Raw genomic sequence first — 16,219 nt, 5'->3', positions numbered from 1 at the left:
GGTCCTAATCTAAATCGCATGGATCTCACCAGTGCAGTCGCCGTCGTCACCGGAGCCAACCGCGGTTTCGGCCGTCATCTCGCCCTCCAGCTGCTCGACCGCGGCGCCAAGGTCTACGCCGCCGCCCGCAATCCGGAGACCGCCGACCTGCCGGGCGCCGTCCCGCTCCGGCTCGACGTCACCGACCCCGCCTCGGTCGCCGCGGCCGCCACCGTCGCCGCCGACACCACCCTGCTGATCAACAACGCGGGCGTCGCCGCGGGTGGCCCGGTGATCGGCGGTGACCTGGCCGGCATCCGGCTCGACATGGAGACCAACTACTTCGGGACCCTGCACGCCACCCGGGCCTTCGCGCCGGTGATCGAGGCCAACGGCGGGGGAGCGGTGCTCAACGTGCTGTCCGTGCTGGCCTGGCTGCACCCCGGCGGCTACGGGTCGTACTCGGCTGCCAAAGCCGCGGCCTGGGCACTCACCGGCGCCACCCGGGAACTGCTCGCCCCGAGCGGCATCACCGTCACCGGGCTGCACGTGGGATACATGGATACCGACATGGCCGCCGCCGTCCCCGCCGACCGGAAGAGCGACCCGGCGACGGTGGCGGCGCTGGCTCTGGAGGCGGTCGCCCGCGGCGACGCCGAGGTCCTCGGCGACGACCTGTCCCGGACGGTGAAGGCCGGCCTCGCGACCCGCTGACCGCCGCCGGCACGGTCCGCGGACCCGTCGGCCGCCGCGTCTCGCGGGCCCGTCGGCCGCCTCATGACCGCCTCTCGGAGGCCGGTGGGCGGCGCCCGTCGCTGGAACATCGACCCCGGTGGTTGAGAAGTGTTTCCGCGGGGTAACGCGGCCCCATGATGTCTCTCGCCGCCGAAGCGCCGATCACCGACGCCGGGACAACGCAACTCGTTCTCGCCGCAGTGCTCGGCATCGCGGCCGTGGTCGTGCTGATCGCCTGGGCCAAATGGCATCCGTTCCTCGCCCTGATCTCCGGCGCGGGCGTCCTCGGCCTGGCCGCGGGCGCCGCGCCGGGCAAGACCGTCGACTCGTTCATCGACGGCGTCGGCAACACGGCAGGCAGCGTCGGCGTGCTCATCGCGCTCGGCTCGATGATCGGCGCCCTGCTCGCCGAGTCCGGCGGCGCCGACGGCATCGTGAACCGGATCGTCAACGGCGTCTCCGGCGCCGCCCTGCCGTGGGCGATGGCCGGTGTCGCGGCGCTGATCGGGCTGCCGCTGTTCTTCGAGGTCGGCGTCGTGCTGCTGGTGCCGATCGTGCTGCTGGTCGCCCGGCGTACCGATGTCGGCCTGCTCCGCCTCGGCATCCCGGCACTGGCCGGGCTGTCGGTGCTGCACGGTCTCGTCCCGCCGCACCCCGGCCCGCTGGTCGCGATCGAGAGCCTGCAGGCCGACCTGGGCCTCACTCTGATGTTCGGCCTGGTCTGCGCGATCCCGACGGTGATCATCGCGGGCCCGATCTTCGGCAACTTCATCGCCAAGCGGGTGCCCCTGCAGGTCCCGGCCCTCGCCACGGCCGGCGCCGCCTCCGGCGGCAGTGGCTCGGCCGGCAGCGGTTCGGGTGGCAGCGGGCCAGTCGCGGGCCGCGACTTCGTGGACCGCGACGACCTCGCCGACCCGGTCAACCCCGGCGACCCGGTCGACGAGCAGCTCGGCCCGCGCCGTAACCCCGGTTTCTGGGCCGCGGTCCTCACCGTGCTGCTGCCGGTCGCCCTGATGCTCGCCCGCGGCCTCGCCGAACTGTTCCTCGCCGAGGGCTCCACCGCCCGCGACGTCCTGGAGGTCGTCGGCGAACCGGTCGTCGCGCTGCTCGCCGGCGTCTTCGTCGCCATGTGGGCGCTCGGCCACCGGGCCGGGTTCGACCGCAAGGAGACCAACGCCGTCCTCGGCGGCGCCCTCCCGCCGATCGCCGGCATCCTGCTCATCGTCGCGGCCGGTGGCGGCTTCAAGCAGGTCCTGGTCGACGTCGGCGTCGGCAACGTGATCGCCGACGCCGCCCAGGACGCCAACATCAACGCGCTGGTCCTCGGCTTCCTGGTCGCCGTCGGCATCCGTATCGCCACCGGGTCCGCCACGGTCGCCACCATCACCGCGGCCGGCATCGTCGCCCCGCTCGCCACCACCCTGGACCGGCCCGAGGTCTCGCTGCTGGCCCTGGCGATCGGCGCCGGCTCGCTGTTCTTCTCGCATGTCAACGACGCCGGTTTCTGGATGGTCAAGGAGTACTTCGGCATGACCGTCGGCCAGACCATCAAGACCTGGTCGGTGATGGAGACGATCATCTCGGTGGTCGGTTTCGCCTGCGTCATGCTGCTCTCCCTCGTCGTCTGAGCCGGCCCCGGGCGTATCTCGATGGACATTCCCGGGGCGCTCCCGCATGGTCCGGACATGGACACGCTCAGCGGGAACCGGCGCGCCTGGAAGACGGCCTCCGGCAAATACGTCCGGGAGCATCAGGAGTTCCTGGCCGAGGCGGCCGCCGGCACCTCGCTCCTCGACCTCGAACGCGACCTGCTCCGCGACATCCTGACCACCGCCCCCGACGTCGTGCACTGGCAGAGCGGCAACGGCACCGACGGCATCGCCCTGCTGCGGGCCGGCGCGCGGTCGGTGGTCGGCCTGGACTTCAGCGCCGTCGCCGCCGGGGCCGCCCAGCGGCGGGCCGGAGAACTCGGCGCGGCCGCCCGTTACGTGGTCGCCGCGCTGCCCGGCGCCCCACTGGCGGCCGGCTGCGCCGACCTCGTCTACACCAGCAAGGGCGGCCTGGTCCGGTCGCCTGCCGAACTCCTTCAGCCTGCTGGCCGGCCGCTGACTTCCCGGCCGCCGTCATGCCCGGACCGGGGCCGGTGTGCGGAACCAGGCGTTCGCCGGCGGTGTGAACATCAGGGTCAGACCGGTGAGGACGGCGGCGACGTGGAGGGCACGGCTGGCGCCGAACGCCAGGTCGGCCGGCCCGCTGCCGGCGATCAGGCGGGGCACCGAGTTGCCGGCGGCCAGCCAGGCGATCGGATCGGCGATCAGCGAGGCGAGACCGACCACGCCCAGCCCGACGGCCAGGACGAGGCGGGCCCACCGGTGGCCCGCGTACATCTGCCAGGCGACGGCGACCGCGACCGCGAAGACCGCCGTGCGGACCGCGGCGCCGGTCGCCACGTCACCGCTCAGGCCTTCCCTGGCCACGATGGAGCAGGTCTCGAACACGCCCGCGCCCACGGCGACGAGCCAGCTGCCGAAGGCCACCCGTACGGCGGCAGGTGCTCTCCGCGAATTCCGCATGGCCCGATGGTGCGCCGCGGCGCGACGGCCTCGACATCCCGCGGGCTCTACTCTTCGGCGTAGTGCCAGGTCTACTGTCGGCCGGCCTCGCGGACCGTAGCATCGGCGACCATGCGGCTCAGCTCACACAACCCCGGATCACCGGGCCTCCGGGTCCGGGCCGTTCACCGCGCGGCCGCCGTCGACCGGCAGGATCACGCCGTTGACGAAACCGGCCGCCGGCGACAACAGGAACGCCACGGCGCCGGCGACCTCGTCCGGCGTGCCGGGACGGCCGAGCGGATGCAGGGCGGCCATCTGCGCGTCCACCTCCGGATGCGCCACCCGGTACTCGTCGTACCGGGCGGTGACGATCGAGCCGAGCGCCACCGCGTTCGCCCGGATGCCGTCCGGCCCGTGATCGACGGCCACCGCCCGGGTGAGGCCCTCGACGGCGGCTTTCGCGGTGGCGTACGGCAGCGCGCCGCGGACCGGCCGTTGCGCCTGGTGCGAGGAGACGTTCACGATCGCGCCGGGCCGCCGGTGCCGCAGGAAGTGGTTCACTGCGGTGTGGCAGCCCGTCACGGCGAGCGCCAGGTTGGCGGTGATCAGCGCAAGGACCTCAGGCGCCCCGGCGCCGGCCAGCCCGGCGTCACGGAAGATCGCCGCGTTGTTGACCCATCCGGCCAGCGGGCCGGCCGCCTCGGCTGCCTCCGCCGCGTGCCGCGCCATGACCGGATCCGCGGCATCCCCGCGGACCAGGGGCATCGTGTCCGGCCACACCTCGCCCGGATCCGGGGCGAGGTCGAGGACCACCACGTGCCCCTCGGCGGACAGGCGCTCGGCGATGACGCGGCCGACCCCCTGAGCGGCCCCGGTGACGACGAAGGACGGGCGCGCGGTGACAGGCATCCACTCATGGTGCGTGCTGTGGACAGTCCCCGCAGTGTCGGAGCGGGGGCGGAGAGGTCGCGTGACCACCGCATCCGCCCGGTGACGGGACCGCCTGACGGGGACTGGCAGGGGCCAGGGATCCGGTGGGGGCGGCCCACGGCGTACCGGAGCAGGGGTTTGATCGGCTGTTGTGGCTACCCTGTCGCGGTGAGGTTGCGGGTGGTCGTCCGGGGTGTCTCGATAGTGGCGGGCCTGATGGTGTGTTGCTGGGGAGGGCAGTTCCTGAACCTGATGATGTTCGGGGACGAGGGCGCGATGCCGCCGCGATGGCGGATTCCGGAGGTGCCGGCGGGGGTGACGGTGGTCGAGGACACCAAGGTGTGTGGGTCGGGCGGATGTGGTTGGAGCCTGACGCTGCAGCCGGCGGCGGGCCAGACAGCCGAGGAGTTGGCGCAGCGGATGGATGTGGCGCAGTGGCGGGAGGAGCGGCCGACGTTGACCGATCCGGCGTTCGTCAGCGTGGGATCGCACATCCGGCGCGGGCAGGTGGTGGTCTACGTCGGCTACGAGTGAGGCGAGCCATATCCTATTCATTCCATAGGTAATACAGTCGATCGCATGGGTAGCCTGCGATCCCTCGCGTTCCTCACCCCGGGTAACTTTCCGGACGACGACCCGTTCAGTGGCCTGGACGCGACCCTCGACCTGTTCGCCTACGGGGAGCGGCTCGGCTTCGACGGCGCCTGGATCCGGCAGCGGCACCTGGAGCACGGCGTCGGCGCGGCGGCGGTCCTCCTGGCCGCCGCGAGCCAGCGGACCAGCCGGATCGAACTCGGCACGGCGGTCATCCCGATCGGGTACGAGAGCCCGTTCCGGCTCGCCGAGGACCTCTCACTGGCCGACGTGCTGTCCCGCGGCCGCCTGCAGATCGGCTTCAGCGCGGGCCTGCCGCCGCACGCCGACCTCCTCGGCGACCTCGTGTTCGACGGCGACTGGCGCGGTTTCGACCTGGGTTACGGCAGGATCGAGCGGCTCCTCGCCAACCTGCGCGGCGACTACCTCGGCGACCCGGACACGGTGATCCACTCACCGGGCAACACCCAGCGGCCCCGGCTCCAGCCGCACAGCCCCGGCCTTGCGCAGCGGATCTGGTACGGCGGTGGCAGCTCCCGCTCGGTCCGCTGGGCCGGCGCGCACGGGCTCGGCCTGCTGACCGGCAACATCGTGTCGGGGGAGCGCAGCGACGACTTCGTGACCGCGCAGGCACAGCTCATCGCGGAGTTCTCAGCGTTCGAGCAGGCCGGCCCGATCGCGGTCGGCCGGGTGATCGTGCCGCTGGACGGCGCCGACCGGCGGACCCGCAAGCGCTATCAGGAGTACGCGCGCAGCCGTCACGACCGGACCCTCGAACCGCACGGCGAACGGCGTACCCTCTTCGCTCCCGACCTGGTCGGCACGGCTGCCGAGATCGTCGAACGGCTGCACGCCGACCCGGTGGTCGCCGCGGCGAGCGCGTTGCGCCTGGAGCTGCCGTACGAGTTCGACCGTGCGGACTACGAACAGATCCTCGCCGACACCGTCACCCTGATCGCCCCACAACTCGGCTGGACGAACGGCCGAGAACCTCGTCGGTCAGGAACGGCAGGCGCCGCCACTCCCGGGTGAACCCGGCCCAGTCCTCGCCGATCAGGAGCGGGCGGGTCCGCAGATGGTCCCCGACGCGCTGGCCCTCGAAGGTCAGTCCGTCCGCCGGTGACAGGACGTAGCCGGTGTAGTCGTGCGTGACCGGGTGGCCCGCCGCATGCAGGTGGCGTTCCAGCAGCAGGGTGACCTCGGACGGGACCCGGCCGGTGAGCTCGATGCCGGCCAGCCGCACCTGCGGGCCCCGGACGGCGTCGGCGACCACGGCGGCCAGGCGGCCCGCCTCGTCGAAGAACGCCGTCACCGCCGGATCGGCGAACCGGATCCAGGCGCCGGCCTCCGGGCGCCCGGACTCGACCGGGTCACCGAGCGCCGCGCGCACCATCGCCTCGTTCGCGCCGAACTCCAGCGGGCCGACCCGCTGCAGCGGCTCGAGCACCCAGTCAGCCCGCACGTGCCCGGGCGCACCACTGTCGCCGTGCAGCAGCAGCGGTCCGAGGCGCCGCCACTCCGGCTCGTCACCGGACAGCAGCCGGTCGGTCCACCAGGGCGCGACGAGAACCGGCCGGGTGACCACCACGTCCACCCGGGACTCCGGGGTCAGGGCCAGGCCGAGACCTGGATGTACGGCGTCGTCGTGCGGGCCGACGGATACCGGGCCGAGGCCGTTCCGGTCGGCGTACCCCCGCAGCCAGGTGGTCATCGCCTCCGGATTCAGGCCGGCCAGCGGCATCCCGTCCAGGTGCGGCTGCGGGCCGTGCGACGGGTCGAAGAGAATCGCGCTGAGCCGGTCGTCGCCGTCGAAACAGGTGACAAGGCCGCATTCGAACCGGACCGAGGCGTCGTCGGACGAGAACCGGAACAGGTCTTCGAGGGTGTCCTCGACCTGCTCCCGGCTCATCCCGAAACGCACCGGCCCGGCGCCGGCCAGGGGGTCGACCGTCCATTCCCGGCGGCCGTGGCGGAGGGTGGAGGCAGCGAAGATCGACACCGCCGCAGCATAACGAGCAGACGCCAGCCCTCAGCCGGTCCGGCGGTGACACGTCGGTGCGCAGGTTCGAAGGTGGTGGGTCGGCCTCGGAGGGTCCCTGTGGACTGTCCGTCTGGCTGTACTCCCTTGGCTCAGACCCGGTCCAACGTGATCAAGGAGGTTCACGGCCGAGGAAGACGCCCGCGATCGGCCGCGCCGGCTGGGCCGGAACGGGATGTTCCGGGCCAACCGGCGCGATGATATTGCTCGAGATGATTCTCGGTGTGGCAGGCTGATCTTCGAGGGTCGGTGGACCAGCCTCCGGCCGTGAACGTCAGGCGTTGAGCTTGTCGCGCCAGGCGAGGTATTCGCGGAGTTCGGTGAGGTCCGGGTTCGGGCCGCTGACGTTGATGGTGAAGAGGCGGGCGCCCAGCTCGTACATCTTGTCCCGGTTCTCGGTGTGGCCCATCACGGAGATCTCGATCTCGCCGGGGTCGCGGCCGACGTCGGCGCAGTGCCGGCCGAGGATGCCGAGCTTGCGCTCGAGGGTCTCGGGGTCGGAGAAGCTGTGCCAGATGTCGGCGTGTTCGGCGGTGAGGCGCAGGGTCTTCTTCTCGCCGCCGCCACCGATCAGGACCGGGATGTCGCGGGTCGGTGGCGGGTTCAGACGCGACCAGCGGGACTCGATGCGGGGCAGTGCCTCCGCGAGGTCGTCGAGGCGGCTGCCGGCGGTGCCGAACTCGTAGCCGTACTCGGTGTAGTCACGTTCGAACCAGCCCGAGCCGATGCCGAGGATCAGGCGGCCCGACGAGATGTGGTCGACGGTGCGGGCCATGTCGGCGAGCAGGTCGGGGTTGCGGTAGCTGTTGCAGGCGACCAGCGCGCCGATCTCCACGCGTGAGGTGGACTCGGCCCAGGCGGCGAGCATGGTCCAGCACTCGAAGTGCAGGCCGTCCGGCTCGCCGCTGAGCGGATAGAAGTGGTCCCAGTTGAACAGGATGTCCAGACCGAGGTCCTCGGCTTCGGAAGCCGTACGGCGGATGGTGGCGTAGTCCATGTGTTGCGGCTGCAACTGCAGCCCGATGCGAACCGGCCTATCGATCATGTGACCGAGCCTACGTCCCGCGTCACCCGGTGAGGGCGCGGATCAGGCGGCGCGCCGGGTCGATGGACTCGCCGGGCGGTGTCCGGAACGCCGCCCACGAGCCGTCCGTGAACGTGATCCGCAGCCGTCGCCGCAGCCGGTGCCGGTGGATGCCGGCGGCGCTGATCCCGGTCCGCGGCACGGTCCCGATCGCGTCGAGGTGGTCCCGGCTCTCGTCCGCCCAGGACAGCAGCGCGTGTTCCGGGGAGACCGCGACCAGCAGCCGCCGATCGGTGACGGCCAGCACCGTCGTCCGGAGGCCGGGCATGCGCAGACACGCGCTGTACAGCGTGCCGGCTGTCGATCCGGGCGGTCCGTCCGCGGCGACGCCGAACAGCAGGCGCTCGAGCAGGTTGCCTCCGGGCGGCGAGATGTCGAGCGACGCCGCGGCGACGAGCCCGGCGCCCACCTTGCCGAGCGGGCCCAGCGGGGCGTCGCCGGCGGGCTCGGGTGGCGCCGGGGGAGTGGCGCCGTCAGCGGTGCGCATCTCCTCGGCGGCGAGCAGGTGTTCTCCCGGTTCGAGCAGCGCCTCGGCGGCCGGCGTCCACGCGGATGTCATCAGGGGGTCGCGGCCGGGCGGCAGGTGCCGTCCAGTTTCCGGGCGATGGTGGTGAAGTCGCCGTTGATGAAGGCGCGGGGGTCGGGCTCCTGCGAACCGGTGGCGAGCGACCCGGCGATCTGGTCGACGGTGGCCCGCTGGCCCGCCTGGTCGGCGCGGGAACCGACGGCGGACATCTTGGCCGACATGTCGGAGAGGGTCTGCCGCAGGCCGTCCCTGCGGTCCGCGGCGGCGTCCTCGGCGAGCCGGACCGCGCCGTCGGTGAGGATCTTGTAGGCGGCGGTGCAGACGTACCTCGGGTCGCCGGCGGACGCGGACGGGATCGGGTTGATGCTGACCGGGGCCGGCAGGGAGCCGGCCGGGACCTCGATCTCGATCCCGTCGCAGCCCGCGGCCAGGGCCGCGAAGGCCGCGAGGCACGCGACGGTCCGGGCGGTGCGGCGACGGTGCGACACGCGCATTCCCCTTCTTCGATGAGGCACGGATCGGGCGTACGGGGGAGCATAGTGCCCGCCGCGACTTTTGCGGATCTCGGAAGTTAGCTCAGACGTGGCACAGAACCCCAGAAAAGGTAAGAACGCGCTCCGTCGTGCGATGATCACGGCCCTGTCGACGGTTCTCGTCGCGGCCGGCGGCACGGCGTTCGCGGAGATCGTCTCGACTCAGCCGGCCAGCACCCCCTCGTTCAACGGCCCCGTCTACGCGGTCGCCTACGGCGGCGACACCGTCTACGTGGGAGGCGCCTTCACCACCGCGTCGGACGGTGGCCGTACCGCCGCGCGCAGCCGGCTCGCCGCGTTCGACGCCCGCACCGGCGCGCTGCGGGACTGGCAGCCGGCCGCGGACGCCAACGTGCGGGCGCTCGCCGTCGACAACGGGATCGTCTACGCGGCCGGGGACTTCGACGCGGTCAACGGCGAGCAGCGGGACGCGGTGGCCGGCATCGACGGCGCGAACGGCACGCTCACCCCGCTGCGCCACACCGTGCTCGGGCAGCCGAACGCGATCGCGGCCGGGCACGGCCGGGTCTACCTGGGCGGCCGGATCACCGCGGTGGACGGGACGCCGCGGGCGAACCTGGCGGCCTTCGACGCCGCGACCGGCACGCTCGACGCGGCCTGGGCGCCGACCACCGACGACACCGTCAACGCGCTCGCGGTCACCCCGGAGCGGGTGTACGTGGGCGGCAGCTTCCACCGCACCAACGGCGTACGTTCCACGCTGCGGCTGAGCGCCGTGGACCCGGCGACCGGCGTGCTCGACCGGAGCTTCGCGCCGAAGCCGGTGTCGCAGGTGTTCGCGCTGGCCCCGCACGCGGACGGGGTGTACGCGGCGCTCGGCGGACAGGGTGGACGGGCGGTGTCGTACACGAAGGAGGGTCAGACCCGCTGGACCCGGGTGTTCGACGGTGACGCGCAGGCGATCACGGTGCTCGACGACACGGTCTATGTGGGTGGGCACTTCGACAAGGCGTGCACGACCACCAACAACGGGGTGCGCGGCATCTGCACCGACGGTTCGGAGGCCCGGGGCAAGCTCGCCGCCGTCGACCGGGAGGGCAATCTGCTCGGCTGGGCGCCGCAGGCCAACGGGGTCGCCGGGACGCGGCAGCTGGCGGCCAGCCCGCGGCTCGGCGCGATCAGCGCGGTCGGTGACTTCACCGTGGTCGGCGGCGTGAGCCGGAAGCGGTACGTGGAGTTCCACGGGGTGTCGCCGCGCCTGGAGGCGACCCCGGCGGTCTCCGGCCCGGTCGCGTCAGGCGGGAACGTCGCGGCCTACAACTTCGACACCACGATCGCGGACGGCACCTTCGACGACGGCTCCGGGCACGGGCACCTGCTGCGGGCGGTCACCCGCAACGGTGGCGCGCCGCGCCTGGTGCCGCACGACGCCGGGCATGCCCTCGGGTTCCCGGCGAAGTGCGCGGGCGACAACTGCCCGCGGCTGATCCTGCAGGCGGGCGACACCCAGGACCTCAACCCCCAGAGCCGGGCGCTGCGGTACGGGGCGAGCGTGCTGCTGTCCCCGGCGGAGACCGGCCGGGGCGAGAACATCCTGCAGAAGGGCCACTCGAACGTGGGTTCCACCGGCGGCCAGTACAAGCTGCAGGTGGACGGCCTGTCCGGCAAGCCGAGCTGCGGCATCAGCGACAAGAACGGGACGGTCGTGCACGTGGCCCGCAGCCGGATCTCGGTCGCCGACGGCAAGTGGCACACCCTGGAGTGCCGCCGTACCGGCCCGACCCTGGCGATCCTGGTCGACGACCGCCTCGAGTCGGTGACCGCGGTGCCCGCGACGCTGTCGGTCGACACGAACCAGCCGTTCACCGTCGGCGGCAAGGGCGTCGGCCAGAACAACGACCAGTTCCACGGCACCCTCGACGACATCTGGGTCAAGATCGGGTAGGCGGGGCTTCTCTCACCCATTTCCGGGGTACGGGCCACGCACGGTTCCGTGCCTCGCGGCGGCCACGGCAGGCGTCCCCTCCCTGCCGTCCCGCGGCCGCCGGGTCATGCATGCACGTCACGGTCACCCCTCGGCTGGTTCGCAGGGCTGTCTCAGCGGTGCCGAGACAGCCCCCACAATCAGCCGGACGACAACCGCAACCAGCCCGCGAACCGCTCGTGACAGCGTGTGGAGTTCGGGCGCGCGGAGCGCCCGAACTCCACACACGAATGCGACAGCGCCGCATGTGCCGGTCGGTGGGCCGGCGCATACGGCGCTGATCGCTGATCCGGGACGGCCCGGGGTTACGGAGACGACCGGCGAGGACGGGGCCGGCGGCGCCGGGCGGCACTGGATCGAAGGTCATCGTTGCAGGCGTGTTGCGTACGCGCAACAGGCGGTTTCACTGCGGAAGGGCCCGCGGCAGGCGGGTGGCGATCAGCGCGCCGGCGGCCAGGATCGCCGCGCCGGTCAGGACCGCGGGCACCACACCGTCCACGAAGTCCTGGTGACCGGCGAAGCCGCCGTACGTGCTGAAGATCGAGGCCAGCACCGCGACGCCCGCCGCCACCCCGAACTCGCGCACGGTGTTGTTGGTGCCGGAGGCCATGCCGCGCTGCATCGCCGGCACACTGGCCAGGGTGAGCGTGCTGATCGGCACGATGGTCAGGCCCATCCCGACGCCGCCGAGCGCGAAGGCGCCGACCAGGCTGCTGTACGGGGTGTCCGGCGCGGTGACCAGCCCGATCCAGAGCATGGCGCCGGCCAGGCACAGCTGCCCGGCGACGATCAGGTTGCGCAGGCCGATCCGCGCGCCGAAGACGCCGACGAGCGGGGCGACCAGCATCGGCGCGCCGGTCCACGGCAGGGTCCGCAGGCCGGACTCGAGCGGGCTGAGGCCCTGCACCACCTGGAAGAACTGGGCGAGCAGGAAGACCGAGCCGAACGCGCCCGCGGAGAACGTCAGGGTCACCAGGATGACCAGGCTGAACGTGCGGGAGCGGAAGAGGGTCAGGGGCAGCATCGGCGTACGGTTGCGGCTCTGCCAGAACAGGAAGCCGGCGATCAGCGCGGCCCCGGCGACCAGCATGAGCGGCACCCGGCCGGTGGTCCAGCCGTGTTCCGGGCCGTCGACGACGCCCCAGATCAGCAGCAGCATGCCGGTGGACGACAGGGCCAGGCCGAGCGGGTCGAGACGGCGGGCCCCGCCGCGGGACTCGTCGAGCGTGAGGCCGGCGATGACGACCGCGGCGACGCCGATCGGCACGTTGATCCAGAAGATCCAGTTCCAGGTGAGGCCGTCGGCGACGGCGCCGCCGACGACCGGGCCGACCGCGATGCCGAGGCCGGTGATGCCACCCCAGATGCCGACGGCCTTGTTGCGCAGATGGTCCGGCACGGCCGCGGCCAGCAGGGTCAGGGAGAGGGGCGCGGTCAGCGCGCCGCCCAGGCCCTGGACCGCGCGGGCGGCGGTGAGCTGCCACGGCTCGGTGGCGAGCGCGGCGGCGGCGGACGCGAGCGTGAAGACGGTGATGCCGGTCAGGTACATCCGGCGGCGGCCGAACAGGTCGCCGAGCGCGGCGGCGGTGAGCAGGAAGGCGGCGAACGGCAGCGTGTACGCGTTGACGAACCACTGCAGCTGCGAGATGGACGCGCCGAGGTCGGCGCGGATGACCGGCAGAGCGGTGCTGACGACGAGGTTGTCGAGGGCGGCCATGAAGGCCGGGATGCCGACGGCGGCGATCACCAGGCCGAACGGGCGGGTCCTCGATGCGGGTCCCGCGAGGGTGGTGGACACGGACTGCTCCCCTGGAAGTTGTTATCCACTGATAACTAGGACCGTATGCATCGACTGATAACCTGTCAACGTGACCCGGACCCGTCTCACCGCTCAGGAACGCCACGCCCAGCTCGTGCGGGCCGCCGTCACCGCGTTCGCGCAGGGCGGTTACGCGGGCACGACGACGGATCAGGTGGCGCGGATCGCCGGCGTCTCCCAGCCGTACGTGATTCGCCTGTTCGGGTCGAAGCAGGAGCTGTTCCTGGCCACCCAGCGCCACGTCAGCGACCGTCTGGAGCAGACCTGGCGGGCCGCCGCCGCGATCGAGCCGACGATGAGCGGGCTCGGCCGGGCGTACAAGGAGCTACTGGCCGAGCGGGATCTGCTGGCGGTGTTCCTGCACGGGTTCGCGGCCGCCGAGGATCCGGCGATCGGCGCGGCGGTCCGCGAGTGCTACAGCCGTCTGTACTACGTGGTGCGTGAACTCACCGGCGCCTCCGCGGAGGAGGCGCGGGACTTCTTCGCGATGGGCATGCTGGTCACCGTGCTCGGCACGATGCGTGTCCTCGGGCCCGGCAGGATCGAGACGCCGCCGCCGGGGATCGCCGAGATCATCGGCACGCTGCCGCACGATCCTCACATGTTGTGACGGGTGTAGGCGGGCTCCCGCCACCCCAGCATCGCCTCGGTCATCCGGATCGCGTCGGTGGCGGCCCGCACGTCGTGCACCCGCATGATCCGGGCGCCGCGCAGGATCGAGAACACCACCGTCGCGAGGGTGCCGGCGAGCCGGTCCTGCTGCGGCCGGTCCAGGGTCTCGCCGATGAAGTCCTTGTTGCTCAGCGCCGCCAGCATCGGGTACCCGATCGCCGCGATCTCGTCGAGCCGGCGGGTCAGCTCCAATGAGTGGTGGGTGTTCTTGTTCAGGTCGTGCCCCGGGTCGATGATGATCTGGTCCGGCCGGACGCCGCGGGACAGCGCGAGCTTCACCTTCTCCCGCAGGAACGCGCCGACCTCGCCGGTCACGTCGCCATAGGTGGGGCGGGGGTACTCGGTGCGCGGCGCCGCCAGGCTGTGGCAGATCACCAGCTGGGCGCCGGTGCCCACGACCGCGTCGGCCATCGCCGGGTCCCGCAGGCCGGACGTGTCGTTGACGACCCCGGCGCCGGCCTCGATCACCGCGCGGGCCACCTCGGGACGGAACGTGTCGACCGAGACGACGGCCAGGTCGCGGGCGGCCTCGACGACCGGGAGCACCCGGTCCAGCTCCTCGGCGGCGGTCACCTCGGGTCCGGGGGCGAACGGGACGCCGCCGATGTCGATCCAGTCGGCGCCGTCCGCGGCGGCCGCGGCGACGGCCTCGGTCGCCTTCTCCAGAGCGAACGTGCGGCCCTTGTCGTGGAAGGAGTCCGGGGTGCGGTTGACGATCGCCATCACCACGACCCGGCAGGAGAAGTCGTAGGACCGGCCACCGATGACCCGCTGCAGTTCACTCACGGTCAGCGACCCTAACAAAGGCCTCCGGACGTACCGGCCGGTACGCCGTACCCAAGATCAGGTCTTTTATCTCGTGGGTTTTAGCGCCATTCATCACAACAGCAGGCGAATCGACTGACGTGGACGGGGTAGCCCAGGGATGAGCGCAACAACCCCTCGGAGGAACCCATGAGTGACGTCTCACCCGGCCGTGTGCCGGATCCCGCGTACGATCTCACGCCCCCGGTGACCACCCCGGGACAGGGCTCCTACGCTCAGGTCGCGGAGTCCTACGGCCAGGAGCCGGAGCAGAGCAAGCCGCGGCAGGTCGCCGAGCAGAGCAAGGCCGCCGCCGGTGACGTCAAGGACACCGCGAAGGAGCAGGCGCAGCGCGTCGGCGCGGAAGCCCGCGCCCAGGCCCGCAACGTCGCCTCGGAGGTCCGCGACAAGTTCACCGAGCAGGCCCACGCGCAGAACGGCCGCCTGGTCGGCAGCATCCGGCAGACCGCCGACCACCTCGACGAGATGCGCGGCGCGCGGGAGGACTCGCCGGCCGCCGCCGTGGTGGCGCGGGTCGCCGAGGGCGGCCGCCAGTTCGCCGACTACCTGGACCGCAACGGCCCGGACGGGGTGCTGCGCGAGGTCGAGGACTTCGCCCGCCGCCGGCCCGGCGCGTTCCTGGCCACCGCCCTCGCCGCCGGCTTCGTGGTCGGGCGGCTCGGCAAGAGCATCGCCAAGGCCGACTCCACCGCCGGCACCGGCAAGCCGGCGACCGACGACTTCACGCCGGGCTACGAGCAGGTCCGGCCGGCGGCGCAGGAGGGGTACGTCGGCACCGGCCTGACCGACGACACCCTCGGCTACACGCCCGCGGCCACCGGCACCGGGTACGTCACCCCCGCCACCACCCAGTACGAGGCCACCGGCACCGGCCGGCCCGCCGTGGTGGACACCGATCCGGAGTTCCGGTCATGACCTCGCCCTACCGCAACGACCCGGTCGGCTTCGACCCGGACGCCGGTAAACCGGTCGAGGAACGCTCGATCGGCGAGATCATCGGCAACATCAGCGACGACCTCTCCCAGCTGTTCCGGCAGGAGGTCGCGCTCGCCAAGGCGGAGATCCAGCAGGAGGCCACCAAGGCCGGCAAGGCCGCCGGGATGCTCGGCGGCGCCGGATTCGCCGGCTACCTGGCGGTGGTGCTGCTCAGCTTCGCCGTCGTGTTCGGCCTCAGCAACGTGATGGACCCCGGCTGGGCGGCGCTGATCGTCGCGATCATCTGGGGCGCCATCGGCGCGGTCCTGTTCGTGAACGGCCGCAAGAAGCTCAAGACCGTCGACCCGGTGCCGCGCCGCACCACCGAAACGCTGAAGGAGGACGCCCGATGGCTGAAGAACCCGACCGGCTGAAGGCCGACATCGAGAACACCCGGGCGTCGCTGACCCGTGACGTCGACCTGCTGGCCGAGAAGACGAGTCCGCGCCAGGTCGCCCGCAGGCGCTGGACCGCGGTGAAGGAGAAAGTCATGGGCACCACGGAGGACACCCGGTACGCCGCCAAGGAGCAGGCCCACCGGGCCGGCGACAAGGCGTCCGAGCTGACGGGCGCCGCCCGCGACAAGGCGTCCGAACTCTCGGGCACCGCGCAGGACAAGGCGTCGGCGGCCGCCGGCGCGGTCCGGCAGGCCCCGCAGGCCGTCGCGCGGCAGACCCAGGGCAACCCGCTCGCCGCCGGCATCATCGCCTTCGGCGTCGGGCTGCTCAGCGCCTCGCTCATCCCGGTCACCGAGGCCGAGCGCCGGGCCGGGCAGCAGCTCAAGGACCAGAGCGGTGATCTCACCGAGAAGGTCAAGGACGTGGCGAACGACCTCAAGGACGAGCTGGGCGGCACCGTGCAGCAGGCCGCCGGCCAGGTCAAGGAGACCGCTCAGGACGCGGCGCAGGCCACCAAGGAGTCGGCGCGGTCCGGCGCGCAGGACGTGCGCGGGACCGCCACCTCCTGATCGGTGCGACGGCATGACGTGGCGGCTCCGGCCGCCACGTTT

At 72.3% G+C, this 16,219-nt stretch carries 17 protein-coding genes; 9 read left to right on the top strand and 8 right to left on the bottom strand.

All coding sequences use genetic code 11. From position 1 onward, the window contains the following. The first annotated feature begins 18 nt into the window (after window positions 1-18). Window positions 19-693 (top strand): SDR family oxidoreductase, encoded by a 675-nt coding sequence (locus ACZ3II_RS26590; RefSeq protein WP_465520454.1) that lies wholly within the window; start codon window positions 19-21, stop codon window positions 691-693. Between the two features lie 155 nt (window positions 694-848). Continuing rightward, window positions 849-2,342: a GntP family permease gene (locus ACZ3II_RS26585; RefSeq protein WP_465520453.1), complete on the top strand. Its 1,494-nt coding sequence runs from the start codon at window positions 849-851 to the stop codon at window positions 2,340-2,342. Between the two features lie 495 nt (window positions 2,343-2,837). Here the strand turns inward: ACZ3II_RS26585 and ACZ3II_RS26580 are convergent, their stop codons facing one another. After that, the gene (locus ACZ3II_RS26580; RefSeq protein ID WP_465520452.1) at window positions 2,838-3,287 is read right to left on the bottom strand and encodes a hypothetical protein; all 450 of its coding nucleotides are present in this window, start codon (window positions 3,285-3,287) and stop codon (window positions 2,838-2,840) included. Window positions 3,288-3,425: 138 nt separating this feature from the next. Further along, a complete protein-coding gene (locus ACZ3II_RS26575) occupies window positions 3,426-4,178 on the bottom strand; it encodes an SDR family NAD(P)-dependent oxidoreductase (protein WP_465520451.1) in 753 nt (250 codons plus the stop codon). Window positions 4,179-4,367: 189 nt separating this feature from the next. Here ACZ3II_RS26575 and ACZ3II_RS26570 point away from each other — a divergent pair, with 189 nt between their 5' ends. Then, window positions 4,368-4,733: a hypothetical protein gene (locus ACZ3II_RS26570; protein WP_465520450.1), complete on the top strand. Its 366-nt coding sequence runs from the start codon at window positions 4,368-4,370 to the stop codon at window positions 4,731-4,733. A gap of 45 nt (window positions 4,734-4,778) precedes the next feature. After that, window positions 4,779-5,825 (top strand): LLM class flavin-dependent oxidoreductase, encoded by a 1,047-nt coding sequence (locus ACZ3II_RS26565; RefSeq protein ID WP_465520449.1) that lies wholly within the window; start codon window positions 4,779-4,781, stop codon window positions 5,823-5,825. Here the strand turns inward: ACZ3II_RS26565 and ACZ3II_RS26560 are convergent. The 4 genes from ACZ3II_RS26560 to ACZ3II_RS26545 all read right to left on the bottom strand — a co-directional run bounded on the left by ACZ3II_RS26560 (window position 5,740) and on the right by ACZ3II_RS26545 (window position 8,935). Then, complete coding sequence (locus ACZ3II_RS26560; RefSeq protein ID WP_465520448.1) at window positions 5,740-6,792, bottom strand: hypothetical protein; 1,053 nt, start codon at window positions 6,790-6,792, stop codon at window positions 5,740-5,742. The two genes, ACZ3II_RS26565 and ACZ3II_RS26560, sit on opposite strands and share 86 nt — an antisense overlap. A 313-nt stretch (window positions 6,793-7,105) precedes the next feature. Then, window positions 7,106-7,876, bottom strand: a complete 771-nt coding sequence (locus ACZ3II_RS26555) for an LLM class F420-dependent oxidoreductase (protein WP_465520447.1) — start codon at window positions 7,874-7,876, stop codon at window positions 7,106-7,108. A 22-nt stretch (window positions 7,877-7,898) separates the two neighbouring features. Continuing rightward, a complete protein-coding gene (locus ACZ3II_RS26550; RefSeq protein ID WP_465520446.1) occupies window positions 7,899-8,474 on the bottom strand; it encodes a hypothetical protein in 576 nt (191 codons plus the stop codon). Then, window positions 8,474-8,935 carry a hypothetical protein gene (locus ACZ3II_RS26545; RefSeq protein ID WP_465520445.1) on the bottom strand — a complete coding sequence of 154 codons (462 nt, stop codon included), beginning with the start codon at window positions 8,933-8,935 and terminating at the stop codon, window positions 8,474-8,476. Before ACZ3II_RS26545 ends, ACZ3II_RS26550 begins: the two co-directional genes overlap by 1 nt. A gap of 133 nt (window positions 8,936-9,068) precedes the next feature. Between ACZ3II_RS26545 and ACZ3II_RS26540 the strand changes: the two genes are divergently transcribed. Beyond that, a complete protein-coding gene (locus tag ACZ3II_RS26540) occupies window positions 9,069-10,880 on the top strand; it encodes a LamG domain-containing protein (RefSeq protein WP_465520444.1) in 1,812 nt (603 codons plus the stop codon). A gap of 442 nt (window positions 10,881-11,322) precedes the next feature. Here the strand turns inward: ACZ3II_RS26540 and ACZ3II_RS26535 are convergent, their stop codons facing one another. Beyond that, window positions 11,323-12,717 carry a DHA2 family efflux MFS transporter permease subunit gene (locus tag ACZ3II_RS26535; protein WP_465520443.1) on the bottom strand — a complete coding sequence of 465 codons (1,395 nt, stop codon included), beginning with the start codon at window positions 12,715-12,717 and terminating at the stop codon, window positions 11,323-11,325. A 70-nt stretch (window positions 12,718-12,787) separates the two neighbouring features. Between ACZ3II_RS26535 and ACZ3II_RS26530 the strand changes: the two genes are divergently transcribed. After that, on the top strand, window positions 12,788-13,348 hold the full coding sequence (locus tag ACZ3II_RS26530; protein ID WP_465520442.1) for a TetR/AcrR family transcriptional regulator: 561 nt from the start codon (window positions 12,788-12,790) through the stop codon (window positions 13,346-13,348). On the opposite strand, the gene folP is transcribed toward ACZ3II_RS26530, so the two are convergent. Next, window positions 13,336-14,133: a dihydropteroate synthase gene (gene folP, locus ACZ3II_RS26525; protein WP_465520652.1), complete on the bottom strand. Its 798-nt coding sequence runs from the start codon at window positions 14,131-14,133 to the stop codon at window positions 13,336-13,338. The genes ACZ3II_RS26530 and folP overlap by 13 nt on opposite strands. Window positions 14,134-14,364: 231 nt before the next feature. On the opposite strand from folP, the gene ACZ3II_RS26520 reads away from it, so the two are divergent. From ACZ3II_RS26520 to ACZ3II_RS26510, 3 genes are read left to right on the top strand one after another with little or no spacing between them, the layout of a single operon-like run. Beyond that, window positions 14,365-15,150 carry a hypothetical protein gene (locus ACZ3II_RS26520; RefSeq protein ID WP_465520441.1) on the top strand — a complete coding sequence of 262 codons (786 nt, stop codon included), beginning with the start codon at window positions 14,365-14,367 and terminating at the stop codon, window positions 15,148-15,150. Then, entirely contained in the window at window positions 15,147-15,584 is a 438-nt protein-coding gene (locus tag ACZ3II_RS26515; protein ID WP_465520440.1) for a phage holin family protein, read from the top strand. The genes ACZ3II_RS26520 and ACZ3II_RS26515 overlap by 4 nt, the downstream gene beginning before the upstream one ends. Continuing rightward, window positions 15,560-16,177, top strand: a complete 618-nt coding sequence (locus tag ACZ3II_RS26510; RefSeq protein WP_465520439.1) for a DUF3618 domain-containing protein — start codon at window positions 15,560-15,562, stop codon at window positions 16,175-16,177. The genes ACZ3II_RS26515 and ACZ3II_RS26510 overlap by 25 nt, the downstream gene beginning before the upstream one ends. The last annotated feature ends 42 nt before the right edge of the window (window positions 16,178-16,219 follow it).

This window comes from Actinoplanes sp. NPDC019969 (genome assembly GCF_055562375.1).
Note: the sequence above shows the minus strand (reverse complement) of the source record. Positions and strands in the feature narration are given on the sequence as shown.

Coding starts and splice junctions, on each gene's coding strand:
- ACZ3II_RS26590 (WP_465520454.1), top strand. CDS start 19: ATGGATCTCACCAGTGCAGTCGCCGTCGTCACCGGAGCCAACCGCGGT.
- ACZ3II_RS26585 (WP_465520453.1), top strand. CDS start 849: ATGATGTCTCTCGCCGCCGAAGCGCCGATCACCGACGCCGGGACAACG.
- ACZ3II_RS26580 (WP_465520452.1), bottom strand. CDS start 3,287: ATGCGGAATTCGCGGAGAGCACCTGCCGCCGTACGGGTGGCCTTCGGC.
- ACZ3II_RS26575 (WP_465520451.1), bottom strand. CDS start 4,178: ATGCCTGTCACCGCGCGCCCGTCCTTCGTCGTCACCGGGGCCGCTCAG.
- ACZ3II_RS26565 (WP_465520449.1), top strand. CDS start 4,779: ATGGGTAGCCTGCGATCCCTCGCGTTCCTCACCCCGGGTAACTTTCCG.
- ACZ3II_RS26555 (WP_465520447.1), bottom strand. CDS start 7,876: ATGATCGATAGGCCGGTTCGCATCGGGCTGCAGTTGCAGCCGCAACAC.
- ACZ3II_RS26550 (WP_465520446.1), bottom strand. CDS start 8,474: ATGACATCCGCGTGGACGCCGGCCGCCGAGGCGCTGCTCGAACCGGGA.
- ACZ3II_RS26545 (WP_465520445.1), bottom strand. CDS start 8,935: ATGCGCGTGTCGCACCGTCGCCGCACCGCCCGGACCGTCGCGTGCCTC.
- ACZ3II_RS26540 (WP_465520444.1), top strand. CDS start 9,069: ATGATCACGGCCCTGTCGACGGTTCTCGTCGCGGCCGGCGGCACGGCG.
- folP (WP_465520652.1), bottom strand. CDS start 14,133: ATGGCGATCGTCAACCGCACCCCGGACTCCTTCCACGACAAGGGCCGC.
- ACZ3II_RS26520 (WP_465520441.1), top strand. CDS start 14,365: ATGAGTGACGTCTCACCCGGCCGTGTGCCGGATCCCGCGTACGATCTC.
- ACZ3II_RS26515 (WP_465520440.1), top strand. CDS start 15,147: ATGACCTCGCCCTACCGCAACGACCCGGTCGGCTTCGACCCGGACGCC.
- ACZ3II_RS26510 (WP_465520439.1), top strand. CDS start 15,560: ATGGCTGAAGAACCCGACCGGCTGAAGGCCGACATCGAGAACACCCGG.